Consider the following 14,589-nt stretch of genomic DNA (forward strand, 5'->3'; position numbering starts at 1 on the left):
ACCGAACGGCGACCGCTCGATACCGCCTCACGACCGTTGACGCCCTCGGTTGGGGGTTTGGGCGCCAAACCGGATGCGCGCCTGGCAGCGGCCGCCGACAGTGCGGGCCTCACCACTCGGGAGTCCCCATGCAACGATCTTCTTCTCTTTCGAACACGCTGCTTTGCGCCGCGGCCGCCGTCTGCGCCGCTCTCGTCACGACGCACGCACAGGCCTTCGACGGCATCGTGGAAAAGCAGGTGTTCAACCTGCCCACCTACACGACCGTGAACGGCCAGGTCATCAAGGGCGTGCGCATCGGCTATGAAACCTATGGCCGCCTGAATGCGGCGCGAGACAACGTGATCCTCATCAATCACTTCATCACCGGCACCTCGCACGCCGCCGGCCGGTATGCGGCGAGCGACGCCGCGCCGGGTTACTGGGACACGATCATCGGCGCCGGCCTGCCGATCGACACCGATCGGTTCTTCGTCATCGCGACCGACGCGTTGGCCAACCCCAATCGCGCATCGGCCACCGTCGTCAGCACCGGCCCCGCCAGCATCGACGCCGCCACCGGCAAACCGTACGGCCCGCGCTTCCCGGTGCTGGCTGCGCGGGACACGGTGGAGGTGCAGAAGGCGCTGCTCGATGCGTTGGGCATTCGAACCCTCTACGCCGTGGCGGGCGCGTCGGCCGGCGCCTGGATGTCGGTGGAATGGGCCTCGGCCTACCCGGAGCGCGTGCAGCGCCTGGTGTCCATCGTGGGGCCTGGCGTCGACAGCCCGGCCTACGCCATCGCCAAGATGAGCTCGTGGGGCGCGGCCGTGCGGCTGGACCCGAACTGGGCCCACGGCGACTACCACGGCAAGGCCGAGCCGCTGGCAGGCATGACGCAGGCCATGCGGCTGGTCACGCTCGACGCGCTCAGCTTCGCCTGGGCCGACAAGGCCTTCGGCCAGAAGTGGGCCGACCCGGGCAAGAACCCCGGCGAAGCGGCTGCGAACCAGTTTGCGGTCGATGCCACCCTCGAGAAGATAGGCGAAGCGCGTGCCAAGGGCATGGACGCCAACAGCTGGCTGTACACGCTGAAGGCCTTGCAGTTGCCCAGCGCCAAACCAGAACGCATCAAGGCCAGGTCGCTGTTCGTGGGCATCAGCTCGGACCAGATCTTTCCGCCGCTCCTGTCCAAACGCGCCGTGGAGATCCTCAAGGCGCAAGGCACGCCGGCAGAGTATGTCGAGATGAACAGTCCCAATGGCCACGCCGATGCACTGGGTGCCACCATCGGCCTGGCCGGGCCGGCGATTGCGTCGCTCCTGGCGAAGTAGGCACGCGGTCTGTGGCGTTGTCAGCAAGCGTCCGGTCGGGAAGAGGAAGCCGGCCTCTTTCAAATTCCGTCCGCCAGTTTTCTGGGATCGCGCGATGGATGCAGGCTTTCTTTTGGAGGCTGAAGGAGCCATTCCTCAGGCAAATTGCGCCAACCCATGTCCGACGGACCAGTTCTCCCTGGGTGCATCGGCAAGGGTCACGAACACGTCCTCCGGGCGTATCCCCGGACTCTCGGCCAGCAGCTGCGCGATGCGCTGGAACAGCGCCTTCTTCTGCTGCGCGGTGCGCGTGTTGAAAACGGTGATCTGGATGTACAGGAGATCGTCGCTGCGCGCGACGCCGAAGGCGCCTCCATATCGGAAGTTGGCGGCCTCGTGCTCGGTGATCGTCATGAACTGGTCGTCTTGCGGCACGTTCAACGTGTCGCGCAGGGCGCGATAGAGGCTGTCGAAGATCGCCTGCCGGTAAGCCTCTGGCTTTCCCGCGCGCATCGAGATGTGAATGGTGGGCATCGCTGCTCCGGGTCATGGTGGAACAGCGGATGTTATGTATTCAGATTTGCTATTGATACTTATCTCAATAACAATCTTTTGTCATGACTGATCGCCCGCTGGATCTCGATGCCGTTCAGGCCTTCGTTCGCATCACCGAGCTGGGCAGCTTCACGCGCGCCGCGGAAGTCATGCAGACCACGCAGGCAGGGATCAGCCTGAAACTGAAACGCCTGGAAGACAGGTTGGGCTGCCGGCTCCTGGAGCGCACGCCGCGGCACGTGGAGCTGTCGGCGCGCGGTGCCGCCTTCCTCGGACACGCCCGGGAACTCCTGGCGGTCCACGATCGCACGCTGGCGGCCTTTGCGAGCGCCCGCCAGCGACTGACCATCGGCATCAGCGACCACGTGGCAGGCCCGGAGTTGCCCGCGCTGATCGCCCGCATGAACGCGCAAGACGCGCAGCTGCTGATCGATATCCGGATCGGCTCGTCGGGCGATCTGCTCCAGAGCTACGACCGACGGGAACTCGACACGGTCATCGTCCGGCTGCACGCGGGACGCACGGACGGAAAGCTTCTGACGCAGGAGCGCTTCGGCTGGTTCGCTGCCGCAGGCTGGCAGCACCACGTGGGTGAGCCCCTGCCGCTGGCCACGATGGCGCAGCCCTGCGGCGTGCGCGCGCTGGCGGAGCAGCTTTTGGACACGGCCGGCATCCCGTGGACCGAGGTGTTTGTGGGGGGCGGCGTCGCGGCCGTGGCGGCGGCGGTGATGGCCGGCCTGGGCGTCGCGGCGTTGGCGCCGCGCATGCTGCCCCTGGGCTGCGTCGACGTGGGGCCGAAGCTCGGTCTGCCCGACCTGCCGCGCCTGCCGGTCCTGCTGCACTCCCGGGTCCGGGAGGCTCGAGCGCGCGAGGCCGTGGACGCCCTGTCTGCGGCGTTCAGGAGCGTGGCGAGAAACTGATCTGACTGCGTCAGGGCGCGCGTTCGTCCACCACGAAGCCCCAGAAATCGTCGTCGCAGTGGATGCAATGGTCCAGGAAGGATTGCATGTCGCTGGCGTGGAACCACACCAGGCCCTGCGCCTCGTCGCACAGGGCATCGGCCTGCGCGTCCAGGCTGAGCGATGGGAGGTGGGTCAGCTCCATGTCGGCCAGGAACTCCTGCGTGTCCAGCTTGCCTGCAAAGAGGTCGTGGTCGAGGCTGGCGATACGGCCCTTGTGCCGGCCGTGCAGCACCTCCACGAACGGGTTGCCCGCCGGGTCGCTGCCGATGTCCAGAAACCAGGCGGCCAGCAGGCTCTCGGCCTGCAGCGTCTCCAGGTCGCAGTGGGGGTCCGAGGCGCCGAAGCTGTTGAGCACCCGGAAGTTGGCGTGCGACGCGCTGCTCGCCGTGCCGTCCGGCCGCACATAGGCAGCGATGTCGCCGGCCTGTTCCATCTCGTACAGGGAGAAGCCGTTCTGGGTTCGCAGGAAGGCGGCGTAGGCGTCGGAGAAACCGAGGCGGCGCTGCAGCGCGTCGACCGCTTGTGCGGATGCCGGTGCGCGGCCGAAGGGATTGGGGAAGAGTACTTTCATGGCGTGCGCTGCAGCCTAACGCGGATCACGGCGCACCGGCCCCGCGTCGAGGTCGTGCACCGTCCCTATCGGCCAGGCAGGTTCAGGCCGTAGCCCATTCTGGGCCAGAAGCCGAACCGCGAGAATGCGGGGCAACAGACACTTCAGAGGAGCTCGCCTTGACCACCGTCGCCATCACCCCCGCCATCCATGTCAGCAACAGCAAGGGCTTTGTCCTGTTCGGCGGCGTGAACGTCCTCGAGTCGAAAGACATGGCCCTGCGTGCCGCGGAAGAGTACGTCCGGGTCACGCAGAAGCTCGGCATTCCCTATGTCTTCAAGGCGAGCTTCGACAAGGCCAATCGCTCGTCCATCCATTCCTACCGGGGCCCCGGCCTGGAAGAAGGCCTGAAGATCTTCGAGGCCGTCAAGGCGGCGTTCGGCGTGCCGGTCATCACCGACGTGCACGAGCCCTGGCAGGCGAAACCCGTCGCCGAAGTGGTGGACGTCCTGCAGCTGCCCGCGTTTCTCGCCCGCCAGACCGACCTGGTCGTCGCGCTAGCCCAAACCGGCAAGGTCATCAACGTCAAGAAGCCCCAGTTCCTGAGCCCGACGCAGGTGCTCAACATCGTGGAGAAGCTCAAGGAGGCGGGGAATTCCTCCGTCATCCTGTGCGACCGCGGCACCTGCTTCGGCTACGACAACCTCGTGGTCGACATGCTCGGCTTCGGCACCATGAAGAAGGTCACCGGGGACCTGCCGGTCATCTTCGACGTGACCCATGCGCTGCAGCAGCGCGAGGCCAACGCCATCGCCTCGGGCGGGCGGCGCGAGCAGGTGGCCGAGCTGGCGCGTGCGGGCCTGGCGGTGGGCCTGGCGGGCCTCTTTCTCGAAGCGCATCCCGACCCGGCACAGGCCAAGTGCGACGGCCCCAGCGCCCTGCCGCTGGACCAGCTGGAGCCTTTCCTCACGCAGCTGAAGGCGTTGGACGACCTGGTGAAGTCGTTCGCGCCCTTGCACATCCGCGCCTGAACAAGGCGCTGCGCCGTCGCGCACGCACGGGCCTCTAGCGGCTGTCGAGGCGGGCCTTCATGTAGCAGGCCCGCAGCAGCGCCTGTTCGCGATGGGGATCGTGCAGTCCGTTGCCCATCGGCCGGGTCCGGCTCGCCGCCTCCTGCAGCGCTCCGGCGTGGTACTCGGCCAGCGACTGGGGCGGAACGGCCAGCGCGCCTGCGGCGTATTCGACCCTGGCTTTTTCCGTCATCCAGCCCTGCACGCGCTCGCGAGACCCAGTGTGCGTGCGGCGGTAGTAGCGGTCGGCCTCCACCTCCGATTGATAGAAGGTGTCGATGGCGGTCCGCAGGGCGTCCGAGCACCGCGACATCAGCATGTCCACGGAGGGTTCGCTGCGCGAGGATGCCCTCGCTGCGGAGACAGTGCCCGCCTGGACCGTCGGACGTTCCGGCGCCGCTGCCTCGTTCGGCATGGCGGCCGAGTCGCAGTTCCTGGCGCCCGAATGTCTGCATTCCGAAACGAGCCGCACGTACTCCTGCTGATAGACCTTGCGCGTGGCCGCGCGATCTTCGGGCGTCAGGTTGCCGCAGCTGCGATCAAGGTACTCGATCATCGTGTAGTTGTGGATGCGGTCCGCGCCGGGGCCCGAGGCCTGCGTGGCGCGTTGCTGCAGCGCCTTGCATTCTTCAGATGAGGCGCGCGTTCGCTGCGAGGGCGCTGTATTTCCGGCCTTCGCCTCCTTCTCGGAGAAGCAGTACCCCCTGTAGCCCCGCCCTTCCACGTACCGCCAGCGGCCCGTGCCCCGGTGCTTGGTCGAGCAGGCCCACCAGTGCACGGTGCCGTGCAGGAGGTTGCCCTCCTTCTTGCCGGGACCCAGCGTGCTGAGTCCGCCGTTGGGGCACTGGAAGGCCTCGGAGCTGTCGAAGAAGTGCTTGGTCTGCCGCGGGTTCTCGACACAGAAGCCGACGTCGACGCTGTAGTTGCACTGGTTGAAAAGCGTGCTGTCCTTGCCGATGACGCAATGGCTGTCGGTGCCGTCGTTCGCGGCCAGGGCGGGCAAGGCCGTGCCCAGCAGGAAGACGCTCAGGGCCAGGGTGCGAACGATCGGCATGCTTTTCTCCTCCAGGATGGCGCCTGAATCTAGCCGGCCGATTCGCAAACGAAATACCGCTTTTGTGGGAGGCCACGGGAACCGGTGGCCCGCCTCGCAAGACGCAAGCGGAGAAGCAATCACACGCCAACGGCAGGCAGCTTGCTTCCTGCCTCGTGTTCATCGCACCCGCGCTGCCTCGCTTCTATTCCTCCGGCCTGACGTCCATTCCCAGCGCCTCGGCGATGGTCAACGCTTGCACGGCGGTGATGACTGCGCCCTGGAGCTGCACGTGCTGCGGTTCGAGTGCGCTCAGGTCACTGCCACGCAGGTCGCACCGCGAGAAGTTGGCGCTGTGCAGCCAGGCCCCCGACAGATCGACATCGCGAAGCACGCCGCCGTCGCACCGAGCGCCCGTGAGGTCGACCTCGCGCATCCGTGTGCCGTTGAACGACGCCTTGCGCAAGTCGGCACCCGGCAGGCCGGCAAACGACCAGTCGCCGCCGACCGCCTTCATCACCTCGAACATGCAGCCATCGAACATGCTGCCGATGAACTTGCAATCGATGAAGCTGGCATCGAAGAACTTGCAGGCGACAAACGTGCAATTGACGAAGGCCGCATCCGTGTGGACCGACGAATTGAAGCGCGCGCTCCGGAACGTGCAGTCGGTGAACACCGACCCGGTGTTTCTGGCCTCCGTCATGTCCAGTTCGTTGAACAGGACGGCGGTGTGCGTTTGCCGGTCGATGTCTTTCCCGTACCAGCGCTCTCCAGCCAGCGTGGTCCGGGTCGCAGGTGCCAGTGCCCCATATGCACGGTCGGCCATGGATCGATTCTCCGAGGAAGGTGGGTGTGGTGCGCTGCTGCCAGGCGGACGACCGACGGCAGCCAGTCGACGCATTCTGCCCGCGTCCATCGCGACGATGGGCTTCCCCCTCCAGTGGCCGGCACGCAGCCGCTGGCCACCCCCACCCTCACAGGTAGTTGAAAAGCGAAATGCTGTTCAGCTTGGCAAACGTCATCTGCGTCGCCTGCAGCGACGACTGCCGCTGATAGAACTCGGAAATCGCCGTGTACGGATCGAGGTCCTCGATCGACGACAGGTAGCTTTCTTCCTGCAGCTTGTTCATCGCACCCGCGCTGTCGAGCGCCTGCAGCTCGACCTGGCGCGAGCCCACCGACGACAGCACGGTGAGCACGTTGTCGTGCGCGTTCGTGACCTTCACATTGGCGGTGCTCAACGCATTGCGCAGCTGCGCCTGGGCCGCCGCGCCGCCGCCGTTGAGCGGTGCGCGCAGCGCCGTCACCAGCTCGCCCAGGGCCGCGAAGATGTCGGTGCCGGCGTTCCGCGCGGTCGACACGTCGAAGCTGTCGCCGTTGGCCGGCGTGCCGCTGATGGCGATCTGCACGCCGCCGAACGAGATCGGGGTGCCGGCGGTGAACGGGCCGCTCGCGGCCACGACCGGCGGCGTGTCCTTGGTCATCACCGTGTAGTCGGTGCCGGTGAAGCGGATCGTGAAGTCCTTGCCGTAGTTCGGTGCGGTGGCGTCGGTGATGCTCACCGCGCCGAACACGCCCGAGCCGGTGTTGGCAGGCGAGCCCGAGGTCACGTAGCCCGCACCGCCTTGCACCGACTGGAAGATGCTGCGGCCGTCGTCCGAGGTCGACATCTGGCGCGCCACGTCGATCTGCATCAGCCGCTCGCCCTGGTCGCCCACGTACTGCACGCCGCCGCCGGCAGCCATCACGAAGGGCGGGCTGCCGCTCTTGTAGCCGGCGAACAGGTACTGGCCGCTGCCGTTGTCGCTGTTGGCCACACCCACGAGCTGCTCCAGGCTGCTCTGGATGGCCGTGGCAAGCGAGCCGCGGTCGGCGTCCGAGAGGCCGCCGCCGCCGGCCTGCACGACCAGCGTCTTCACGTGCTGCAGGATCGACGTCACCGAGTCGAGCGCGTTCTCTTCGGTCGACAGCGCCAGCGCCGCGCGCTGGCGGCTGGTGGCGAACTGGGCGCCCTCCGCCAGCGTCTGGCTCACGCCGAGCGCGCGCGCCGCGCCCACCGGGTCGTCGCCGACCGACAGGAACTTGGAGTTGGTCGCCAGCTGCTGCTGGACCTTGAACAGCTTCTGTTGCTGCAGGCCCATCGACTGCAGGCTCTGTTCGTAGAAGGATTGGGTGCTGATGCGCATCGCGGGTCCTGGAATCTGTGCGGAGGTGAACGACTAGCTGCGGATGCCGAGGATGGCGTCGAACATCGCCGAGGCGGTCTGGATCACCTTGGCGTTGGCCTGGTACATCTGCTGGAACATCAGCAGGTTGCCGGTTTCCTCGTCCTGCACCACGCCCGAGATCGCACGCTGGCTGGCCTTGATCTGGCCGGTCACGCTGTCCTGCGTGACGGCGGCCACCTTGATCGACATGGCGCGGTTGCCGACGTCGCTCACCAGCTGCGAGTAGGCGCCGTTGAAGGTCGCGGTGCCGTTCGACATCGTGGTCTTGCGCTGCAGCGCGCCCAGCAGCAGCGCATTGCCGCCGTCGGAGACACCGCCGGTGTTCTTGCCGATGGTGAAGGTGTCGCCCTGCGCGGGCGCGCCCGTCATGGCCACGGTGATGCCGTCGAAGCTCATCTTCGCGCCGGCCGTGTACGGCACGGGCGTTCCGGCCGGGTAGCTGGTGGCGGTGCCGTTGGCCAGCGTGACGGTCACGGCCGAGCCGGCCGGAAAGCCCGACAGCGTGCCGGTGCCCGCATTGAAGCTCAGCGTGACGTTGCCGGCCAGCGGCGAGCCCGGGTAGGCCGCATCGACGCTGGCCGCGCCCAGTGCGCCGCTGCCCTTGTTGCCCGCGGTGTTGCCGGTGATCACGGGCGACGCGGCCGCCACCTTGGCCGGGTCGCGCACCAGCACCTCGAGGTCGCGCGCGCCGGTGCGCGTGGGCTGCACCAGGAACGAATCGCCGGCCTGCGCCGTGCCGCTCGCGGCCGTGAGGCTCACGCCGTCGAAGCTGATCGGGAAGGTGGTGAAGCTGCCCATCGGCGTCTTGTCGGACAGTCGCGTGACCGTGTAGGTGAGCGTGCCCGCCACGTCGGTGACGCTCACGTTGTAGTCGCTCGTGGTGAGCTTGGACGCATCGGTCAGCGTGGCGCCCAGCTCGAGGTTGCCGCTGTTGCCGGCATTGGCGATCGTGCCCGGCACGGCCTGCGAGAAGAAGTTCTGGCCCAGCGCGCCGTTCAGGTCCACGCCCAGCTTGTGCTGCGCATTCACCGCGTCCGCCACCGACATGGCGAGCCGGCCGACGGCGTTCTGCGTGGGGATCAGCGTGTCCTTGCGGAAGGCCATGAGGCCGCCGAGCACGCCGCCGGTGAAGGCGCTGTCGTCCAGCTCGACGGTGTTGCCGGCAAAGCCCGACAGCGCCACCACCTGGCGCGTGGGGTCGGCCGACGACGTCACCGCCGCCATCTTGGAGGCATGGTCGCCCACCACCAGCGACTGGCCGGTGGCGATGAACACGTTGTACTTGCCGTCGTCCTGCTGCAGCACGCGCACGTCGACCACCTGGCTCAGCTCGCTCACGAGCTGGTCGCGCTGGTCGAGCAGGTCGTTGGGCGCCTGGCCGCCGGCCACCGCGCTCATCTGGCTGATCTGCTGGTTCAGGCTGGCGATCTTGGCGGCGTAGGTGTTGATCTGGCTCACGCTGCCCACGATCTGCTCGTTGACCGAGGTGTTCAGGTCCGACAGGTACTGGTCGGTTGCGCGGAACTTGCTGGCCAGCGACTGCGCCGCGCTGATCATCTGCTGGCGCGCGGCCGGGTCGGCCGGCGTGTTGGCCACGCCCTGCACGCTGGTGAAGAAGCTCTGCATCAGCGGCGCGATGCCCGAGGTCTTGTCGGCCAGCAGCTGGTCGATGCGGTTGACCTGCACGCCGTTGGTGGCCAGCGCGGCCGACTGCGACTGCGCGGTGGCCAGCTGCGCCGTGAGGTAGCGGTCGTAGCTGCGCGACACGGTCGTCACGTTGGCGCCCGAGCCGATGAAGCCCGAGCCGCTGGCAATGCCGCCGGCCGAGGCGATCTGTGCGATCTGGCGGCTGTAGCCGGCCGTGTACACGTTGGCGGTGTTGTGGGCCGTGGTCATCAGCGCGGTGCGGGCGACCGCGAGGCCGCTCAGACCTGTGTAGAACATGCTTCCGGACATAAGGCTTTACCTGTCAAAGGGGTGTGGGGGAGCGGCATCACGCGATGCCTCCCCATGGTTATCGGCAGCGCGCGCCCGAAGTTGAGGGCGCGCGGTGTCATGCCGTCTTTCTCAGAACTCCGACCAGTCGCCCTTGGCGTCGCCGGCCATGGCCAGCTGCGGTGCGCCGGTGGGTTCACGGCGCGTGGGCAGCGCCTTGGCGCGCGGCTTGGGCGCCGGCTTCGGCGGCTTGGGGATCGGCGTGATGCGCGTGAAGCTGGCGCGGGTCGTTGCGACCGCGTTCGCATCGAGCTTGAAGACGCTCACGGCCTGCACGAGGGCGCCGGCCTGCTCCTGCAGCGACTGCGCGGCGGCCGAGGCTTCTTCGACCAGCGCCGCGTTCTGCTGCGTCACCTGGTCCATCTGCGTGATCGCCTGGTTGATCTGTTCGATGCCCGAGGTTTGCTCCTGGCTCGCCGCAGTGATCTCGCCCATGATGTCGGTCACGCGCTTGACGCTGCCCACGATCTCTTCCATCGTGCGGCCGGCTTCGGCGACTTGCTTGCTGCCTTCTTCGACCTTCTCTACCGAGTCGCCGATCAGGGTCTTGATTTCCTTGGCGGCTGCGGCCGAACGTTGGGCGAGGCTGCGGACTTCGGATGCGACCACCGCAAAGCCTCGGCCTTGTTCGCCGGCACGCGCCGCTTCAACCGCTGCATTCAACGCCAGGATGTTGGTCTGGAATGCGATGCCGTCGATCACGCCGATGATGTCCACGATCTTCTTGGACGATGCATTGATCGAACCCATCGTGTCCACCACCTGCGACACGACAGCGCCACCCTTGACCGCGACCTCAGAGGCCGACACCGCCAATTGATTGGCCTGCCGCGCGTTGTCCGCGTTCTGTTTCACCGTCGAAGTCAGTTCTTCCATCGACGCCGCCGTCTGCTCCAGCGAGCTGGCTTGCTCTTCGGTACGCGACGACAGATCCTGGTTGCCCGAAGCGATCTGCCCCGAGGCCGTGGCGATCGTCTCCGTGCCCGTGCGCACTTCGCCCACCACCTTCGCCAGGTTGGCGTTCATGTCCTTCAGCGCCTGCATCAGCTGGCCCGCTTCGTCGCGGCTGTCCACGCGGATGTTCGCGCTCAGGTCGCCAGCGGCCACGGTCTCCGCCACTTCGAGCGCATGGCCCAGCGGGCGCACGATGCCCAGCGTGAGGCGCCAGGCGAACAGCGCGCCCAGCGCCAGCGCGATGGCCGACAGCACGAGCAGCGTGGTGCGGCCTTCGGTGTGGTCGGCCGCGATGCCCTTGGCGGCGGCGTCGATCTTCTCGCGCTGGTGGTTGGCCAGGTTCTCGACGGCGCCGGCATAGACGGCGAGCGCCGCGCTGAACTTGGTGTCGACCAGCACATTGGCTTCGTCGATCTTCTTCTCGTCCTTGAGCTTGTTGAGCGTGCCCACGGTCTCGAGCACGACCACGCGCGCCGCGACCACCGCGGCATAGAGCGCCTTTTCTTCCGGCGTGGCGAGCATGGCTTCCAGCTGCTTCTGCGCCGGCGTGATGCGCGCCGAACCCGCCGCCTGAAGCTTGGCGAAATAGGCCGCCACCTCGGGGTCGGTGGTCTTGACCATCGCGTAGTTGGCCACCGTGTTCGACTTGAGCAGGCTGAGCCATTCGGCCGCCAGCCGCTCCTTGACCAGCGCGCCCTGCACCATCTCGTCGGTCGCCTGACCCACGTTCGTGAGGCGCAGCACGCCCGTGCCCGCAATGAACGCCATCAGCAGCAGCAGCACCGCGAAGCCGAGCCCCAGGCGGGTGCCGATTTTCAGATCCTTCAAACTCATTGCGCTTCTCTTCCTTCAATAACGGGGGACGGTGGCCGCATCGCGCGGCGGGCCACCGGCATGACATGACGGCATGGCGGGACGGCGGCCTGCGCCACCCCGTCTCCCTGTTATCGGCAGCGCGCCGCCAGACTTGAGTCTTTTTTCTAAAGAAAGGCGCGGATCGGGACGCGGGCGCATGCGTTCTCTGTCAGGCGTCGGTGGCGTTGACGTGCTGGAACACCCGGTCCAGCCGCTCGGCGACCTTGGCGTCGTGACGGCTCGAATGGGCCCGTGCGTGCGCCGCGAAGCCCGCGAGACCCAGGCCCGTCAGGCAGGCGGCGCCGGCCAACGCCCACACGGCATGGAGCGCCCAGGCGCAGCCGGTGCCTACGTGGAAGCCGAGGAAGAGCGCCACTGCCAGCAGCAGGAGCAATGCGGCGAAGCCCATGCCGACGCGACGCAGGGCTTTCGGATGGAAATGCGTGGACACGGGGCGTTCTCAGGCCGCAACGGCTTCGTCGGCGTCGAGCTTGAAGGTGCTCACGGCCTCGACCAGGGCGCCCGCCTGTTCCTGCAGCGATTGCGCCGCGGCCGAGGCTTCCTCGACCAGCGCCGCGTTCTGCTGCGTGACCTGGTCCATCTGCGTGATCGCCTGGTTGATCTGCTCGATGCCGGAGGTCTGTTCCTGGCTCGCCGCAGTGATCTCGCCCATGATGTCGGTCACGCGCTTGACGCTGCCCACGATCTCTTCCATCGTGCGGCCGGCTTCGGCGACTTGCTTGCTGCCTTCTTCGACCTTCTCTACCGAGTCGCCGATCAGGGTCTTGATTTCCTTGGCGGCTGCGGCCGAACGTTGGGCGAGGCTGCGGACTTCGGATGCGACCACCGCAAAGCCTCGGCCTTGTTCGCCGGCACGCGCCGCTTCAACCGCTGCATTCAACGCCAGGATGTTGGTCTGGAATGCGATGCCGTCGATCACGCCGATGATGTCCACGATCTTCTTGGACGATGCATTGATCGAACCCATCGTGTCCACCACCTGCGACACGACAGCGCCACCCTTGACCGCGACCTCAGAGGCCGACACCGCCAACTGATTGGCCTGCCGCGCGTTGTCCGCGTTCTGCTTCACCGTCGAGGTCAGCTCTTCCATCGACGCCGCCGTCTGCTCCAGCGAACTCGCCTGCTCTTCGGTACGCGAAGAAAGATCCTGGTTGCCCGCCGCAATCTGCCGCGACGCCACCGCGATCGAATCGGTCGAGGCCTTGATGCGCGTCACGAGGTCAGTGAGCGTGTCTTCCATCTCGCCCATGCCGCGCAGCAGCCGGCCGAAGTCGCCGCCGCGCTCGGTCTCGAACTCCTGGCTCAGGTCGCCGGAGGCCACGGTCTCGGCGATCAGCAGCGCCTCGGCGACCGGATCGACAATGCTGCGCGTGAGCAGCCATGCGAGCACCGCGCCCAGCGCCAGCGCGGCTGCGGCCAGCGCGACGATGTAGATGAGGCCCGCGCGGTACTGCGCGTCGATGGCGGCGGCGGTGCTGTCGATGTGCTTCTGCTGATGCGCCACCATGGCGCGGATGCCCGCGTCGTAGCCGTCGAGCATCGGCAGCAGCTGCGTGTCGGTGCGCGTCGCGGCCTCGTCCTTGCGGCCTTCGGTCTTCAGCTGGAGGATCTGCTGGCGCAGCGCGATGTACTCGCCGCGCCGCTTCTGGATGTCGGCGCTCAGCGCCAGCTCTTCCGGCGACACGAGCAGCGCCTCGAGCGCCTTCTGCGTCTCGGAGATGGTGGCGCTGGTGGCGGCGATCTGCTTTTGCAGATGCGCCTGCACCTGCGCGTCGTCGCTCTTGAGCAGCGAGAAGGTGCGCACGCTGTTGGTGGCCGTGCCCAGCTGCCAGGCCGTGGCCAGGCGCTCCTTCGACAGGGTGCGCGAGGCCATGTCCTGCGTGGCCTCGCCCACGCCCTGCAGCCGCAGCACGCCGATGCCCGCCACGGCCACCAGCAGCGCCAGCACCAGCGCAAAGCCGGCGCCCAGCCGCATTCCGATCGTCCAGTTCTTTATCGTCATTCGCTTGTCTCCTCTCGGGGCCTCTCGTGTCGTTGTTCTCGGGTCCGGGCAGTCAGGCTGTGCGAGCGGCTCAGCCGAACTTCTGCATGATGCGAACCAGCTTCTCGCCGTACTTCGGGTCGGTGGCATAGCCCGCGCGCTGCAGGCCGTGCGCCGCCTCGGCCGGGTCGGCAGTCGCCAGCACGTTCGCGTAGCGCGGGTTGCGCGTGATGAAGCGCGCGTAGTCGGTGAAGGCCTCCTCGTACGAGGCGTAGGCGCGGAACTTCGCGCGCACCTTCTGCGGCTCGCCGTCGATGTATTCGGTGGTGGTGGTCTCGACCGTCGCGCCCTTCCAGCCCTTGTCGGCCTTGATGCCGAAGAGGTTGAAGCTTTGCGTGCCGTCGTCGGCGCGGATCTCGCGCTTGCCCCAGCCGGATTCGAGCGCGGCCTGCGCCAGGATCAGCGGCGCGGGCACGCCGCTGGCGGCGCTGGCCGCCTGTGCCGAAGCGCCCATGCGGTCCACGAACGCATCGACCTGGCCTTGCAGCGAGGCGTTCGCGGCGGGTGCAGGGCCGTTCCTGACTTGATAGACGCCCAGGTCGGCCGCCGTCGACACGCGCGCGCCCGGCGCCGAGCCGATGGGAATGCCCGCGCGCGGGCCGTACGGCAGGCCGGCGGCCGGCTCCAGCGACATCGCCCGGGTGCCGATGCCATCGTCGGCTTCGGTCGCCGCCGAAGGCAGTTGCCGCCGCAGCTGCGCCAGCATCGCCTCGGCCAGCCCCACGCCGCGCCCCGAAAGGTTCTGCGTGAGCTGCTGGTCGAACATCGACAAGTAGACCTTCTGGTCCTGGCTGTCGAGCAGGCCGCTCGAAGGCGTCGCCTCGCGCATGCTCTTGAGCACCATGTTCATGAACAGCGCCTCGAACTGGCGCGAGACCTGCTGCAGGCCCTCTTCGGGCGAGGTGCGCACGGTGCGCCGCAGCGCATCGACGCCCTGCACGTCGAGCGCAAAGCGCTGGTCGAGCGCGCCGCTGCGGCTGGCCGCGTCGGTGCCGGTCCACGCGCTGTGGGAAGAGATGGTCATGCC

The 14,589-nt window shown here is 67.4% G+C and carries 13 protein-coding genes; 3 read left to right on the plus strand and 10 right to left on the minus strand.

Going from position 1 to position 14,589, the window contains the following annotated elements:
• The first annotated feature begins 128 nt into the window (after positions 1-128).
• Entirely contained in the window at positions 129-1,313 is a 1,185-nt protein-coding gene (locus tag ACAM52_RS19950) for a homoserine O-acetyltransferase (protein WP_354343145.1), read from the plus strand.
• 135 nt (positions 1,314-1,448) lie between these two features.
• On the opposite strand, the gene ACAM52_RS19955 is transcribed toward ACAM52_RS19950, so the two are convergent.
• Complete coding sequence (locus ACAM52_RS19955; RefSeq protein WP_062469294.1) at positions 1,449-1,826, minus strand: tautomerase family protein; 378 nt, start codon at positions 1,824-1,826, stop codon at positions 1,449-1,451.
• A gap of 83 nt (positions 1,827-1,909) precedes the next feature.
• Between ACAM52_RS19955 and ACAM52_RS19960 the strand changes: the two genes are divergently transcribed.
• Positions 1,910-2,767: a LysR family transcriptional regulator gene (locus ACAM52_RS19960; protein ID WP_369644400.1), complete on the plus strand. Its 858-nt coding sequence runs from the start codon at positions 1,910-1,912 to the stop codon at positions 2,765-2,767.
• 10 nt (positions 2,768-2,777) lie between these two features.
• Here the strand turns inward: ACAM52_RS19960 and ACAM52_RS19965 are convergent, their stop codons facing one another.
• Positions 2,778-3,380 carry an SMI1/KNR4 family protein gene (locus tag ACAM52_RS19965; RefSeq protein ID WP_369644401.1) on the minus strand — a complete coding sequence of 201 codons (603 nt, stop codon included), beginning with the start codon at positions 3,378-3,380 and terminating at the stop codon, positions 2,778-2,780.
• Between the two features lie 158 nt (positions 3,381-3,538).
• Between ACAM52_RS19965 and kdsA the strand changes: the two genes are divergently transcribed.
• Positions 3,539-4,390 (plus strand): 3-deoxy-8-phosphooctulonate synthase, encoded by an 852-nt coding sequence (gene kdsA / locus ACAM52_RS19970; protein WP_369644402.1) that lies wholly within the window; start codon positions 3,539-3,541, stop codon positions 4,388-4,390.
• Between the two features lie 34 nt (positions 4,391-4,424).
• On the opposite strand, the gene ACAM52_RS19975 is transcribed toward kdsA, so the two are convergent.
• The 8 genes from ACAM52_RS19975 to flgJ all read right to left on the minus strand — a co-directional run bounded on the left by ACAM52_RS19975 (position 4,425) and on the right by flgJ (position 14,586).
• The gene (locus ACAM52_RS19975) at positions 4,425-5,483 is read right to left on the minus strand and encodes a hypothetical protein (protein WP_369644403.1); all 1,059 of its coding nucleotides are present in this window, start codon (positions 5,481-5,483) and stop codon (positions 4,425-4,427) included.
• A gap of 184 nt (positions 5,484-5,667) precedes the next feature.
• Positions 5,668-6,291, minus strand: coding sequence for a pentapeptide repeat-containing protein (locus tag ACAM52_RS19980; protein WP_369644404.1), 624 nt, complete (start codon positions 6,289-6,291; stop codon positions 5,668-5,670).
• Between the two features lie 148 nt (positions 6,292-6,439).
• The gene (gene flgL, locus ACAM52_RS19985; RefSeq protein WP_369644405.1) at positions 6,440-7,651 is read right to left on the minus strand and encodes a flagellar hook-associated protein FlgL; all 1,212 of its coding nucleotides are present in this window, start codon (positions 7,649-7,651) and stop codon (positions 6,440-6,442) included.
• Positions 7,652-7,684: 33 nt separating this feature from the next.
• On the minus strand, positions 7,685-9,649 hold the full coding sequence (gene flgK / locus ACAM52_RS19990; protein ID WP_369644406.1) for a flagellar hook-associated protein FlgK: 1,965 nt from the start codon (positions 9,647-9,649) through the stop codon (positions 7,685-7,687).
• 111 nt (positions 9,650-9,760) lie between these two features.
• The gene (locus ACAM52_RS19995; protein ID WP_369644407.1) at positions 9,761-11,476 is read right to left on the minus strand and encodes a methyl-accepting chemotaxis protein; all 1,716 of its coding nucleotides are present in this window, start codon (positions 11,474-11,476) and stop codon (positions 9,761-9,763) included.
• A 190-nt stretch (positions 11,477-11,666) separates the two neighbouring features.
• The gene (locus ACAM52_RS20000) at positions 11,667-11,948 is read right to left on the minus strand and encodes a hypothetical protein (RefSeq protein WP_369644408.1); all 282 of its coding nucleotides are present in this window, start codon (positions 11,946-11,948) and stop codon (positions 11,667-11,669) included.
• 9 nt (positions 11,949-11,957) lie between these two features.
• Positions 11,958-13,523: a methyl-accepting chemotaxis protein gene (locus tag ACAM52_RS20005; protein WP_369644409.1), complete on the minus strand. Its 1,566-nt coding sequence runs from the start codon at positions 13,521-13,523 to the stop codon at positions 11,958-11,960.
• 70 nt (positions 13,524-13,593) lie between these two features.
• Positions 13,594-14,586, minus strand: coding sequence for a flagellar assembly peptidoglycan hydrolase FlgJ (gene flgJ / locus ACAM52_RS20010; RefSeq protein ID WP_369644410.1), 993 nt, complete (start codon positions 14,584-14,586; stop codon positions 13,594-13,596).
• Between the last annotated feature and the right edge of the window lie 3 nt (positions 14,587-14,589).

The organism is Variovorax sp. V118 (assembly GCF_041154445.1).
Classification (GTDB): domain Bacteria; phylum Pseudomonadota; class Gammaproteobacteria; order Burkholderiales; family Burkholderiaceae_C; genus Variovorax; species Variovorax boronicumulans.

Bases quoted from the DNA above. Each gene is read 5' to 3' on its own strand.
- ACAM52_RS19995 (WP_369644407.1), bottom strand. From the start codon at position 11,476: ATGAGTTTGAAGGATCTGAAAATCGGCACCCGCCTGGGGCTCGGCTTC.
- flgJ (WP_369644410.1), bottom strand. From the start codon at position 14,586: ATGACCATCTCTTCCCACAGCGCGTGGACCGGCACCGACGCGGCCAGC.
- ACAM52_RS19955 (WP_062469294.1), bottom strand. From the start codon at position 1,826: ATGCCCACCATTCACATCTCGATGCGCGCGGGAAAGCCAGAGGCTTAC.
- ACAM52_RS19960 (WP_369644400.1), top strand. From the start codon at position 1,910: ATGACTGATCGCCCGCTGGATCTCGATGCCGTTCAGGCCTTCGTTCGC.
- flgL (WP_369644405.1), bottom strand. From the start codon at position 7,651: ATGCGCATCAGCACCCAATCCTTCTACGAACAGAGCCTGCAGTCGATG.
- ACAM52_RS19975 (WP_369644403.1), bottom strand. From the start codon at position 5,483: ATGCCGATCGTTCGCACCCTGGCCCTGAGCGTCTTCCTGCTGGGCACG.
- ACAM52_RS19980 (WP_369644404.1), bottom strand. From the start codon at position 6,291: ATGGCCGACCGTGCATATGGGGCACTGGCACCTGCGACCCGGACCACG.
- flgK (WP_369644406.1), bottom strand. From the start codon at position 9,649: ATGTCCGGAAGCATGTTCTACACAGGTCTGAGCGGCCTCGCGGTCGCC.
- ACAM52_RS19950 (WP_354343145.1), top strand. From the start codon at position 129: ATGCAACGATCTTCTTCTCTTTCGAACACGCTGCTTTGCGCCGCGGCC.
- ACAM52_RS19965 (WP_369644401.1), bottom strand. From the start codon at position 3,380: ATGAAAGTACTCTTCCCCAATCCCTTCGGCCGCGCACCGGCATCCGCA.
- ACAM52_RS20005 (WP_369644409.1), bottom strand. From the start codon at position 13,523: ATGACGATAAAGAACTGGACGATCGGAATGCGGCTGGGCGCCGGCTTT.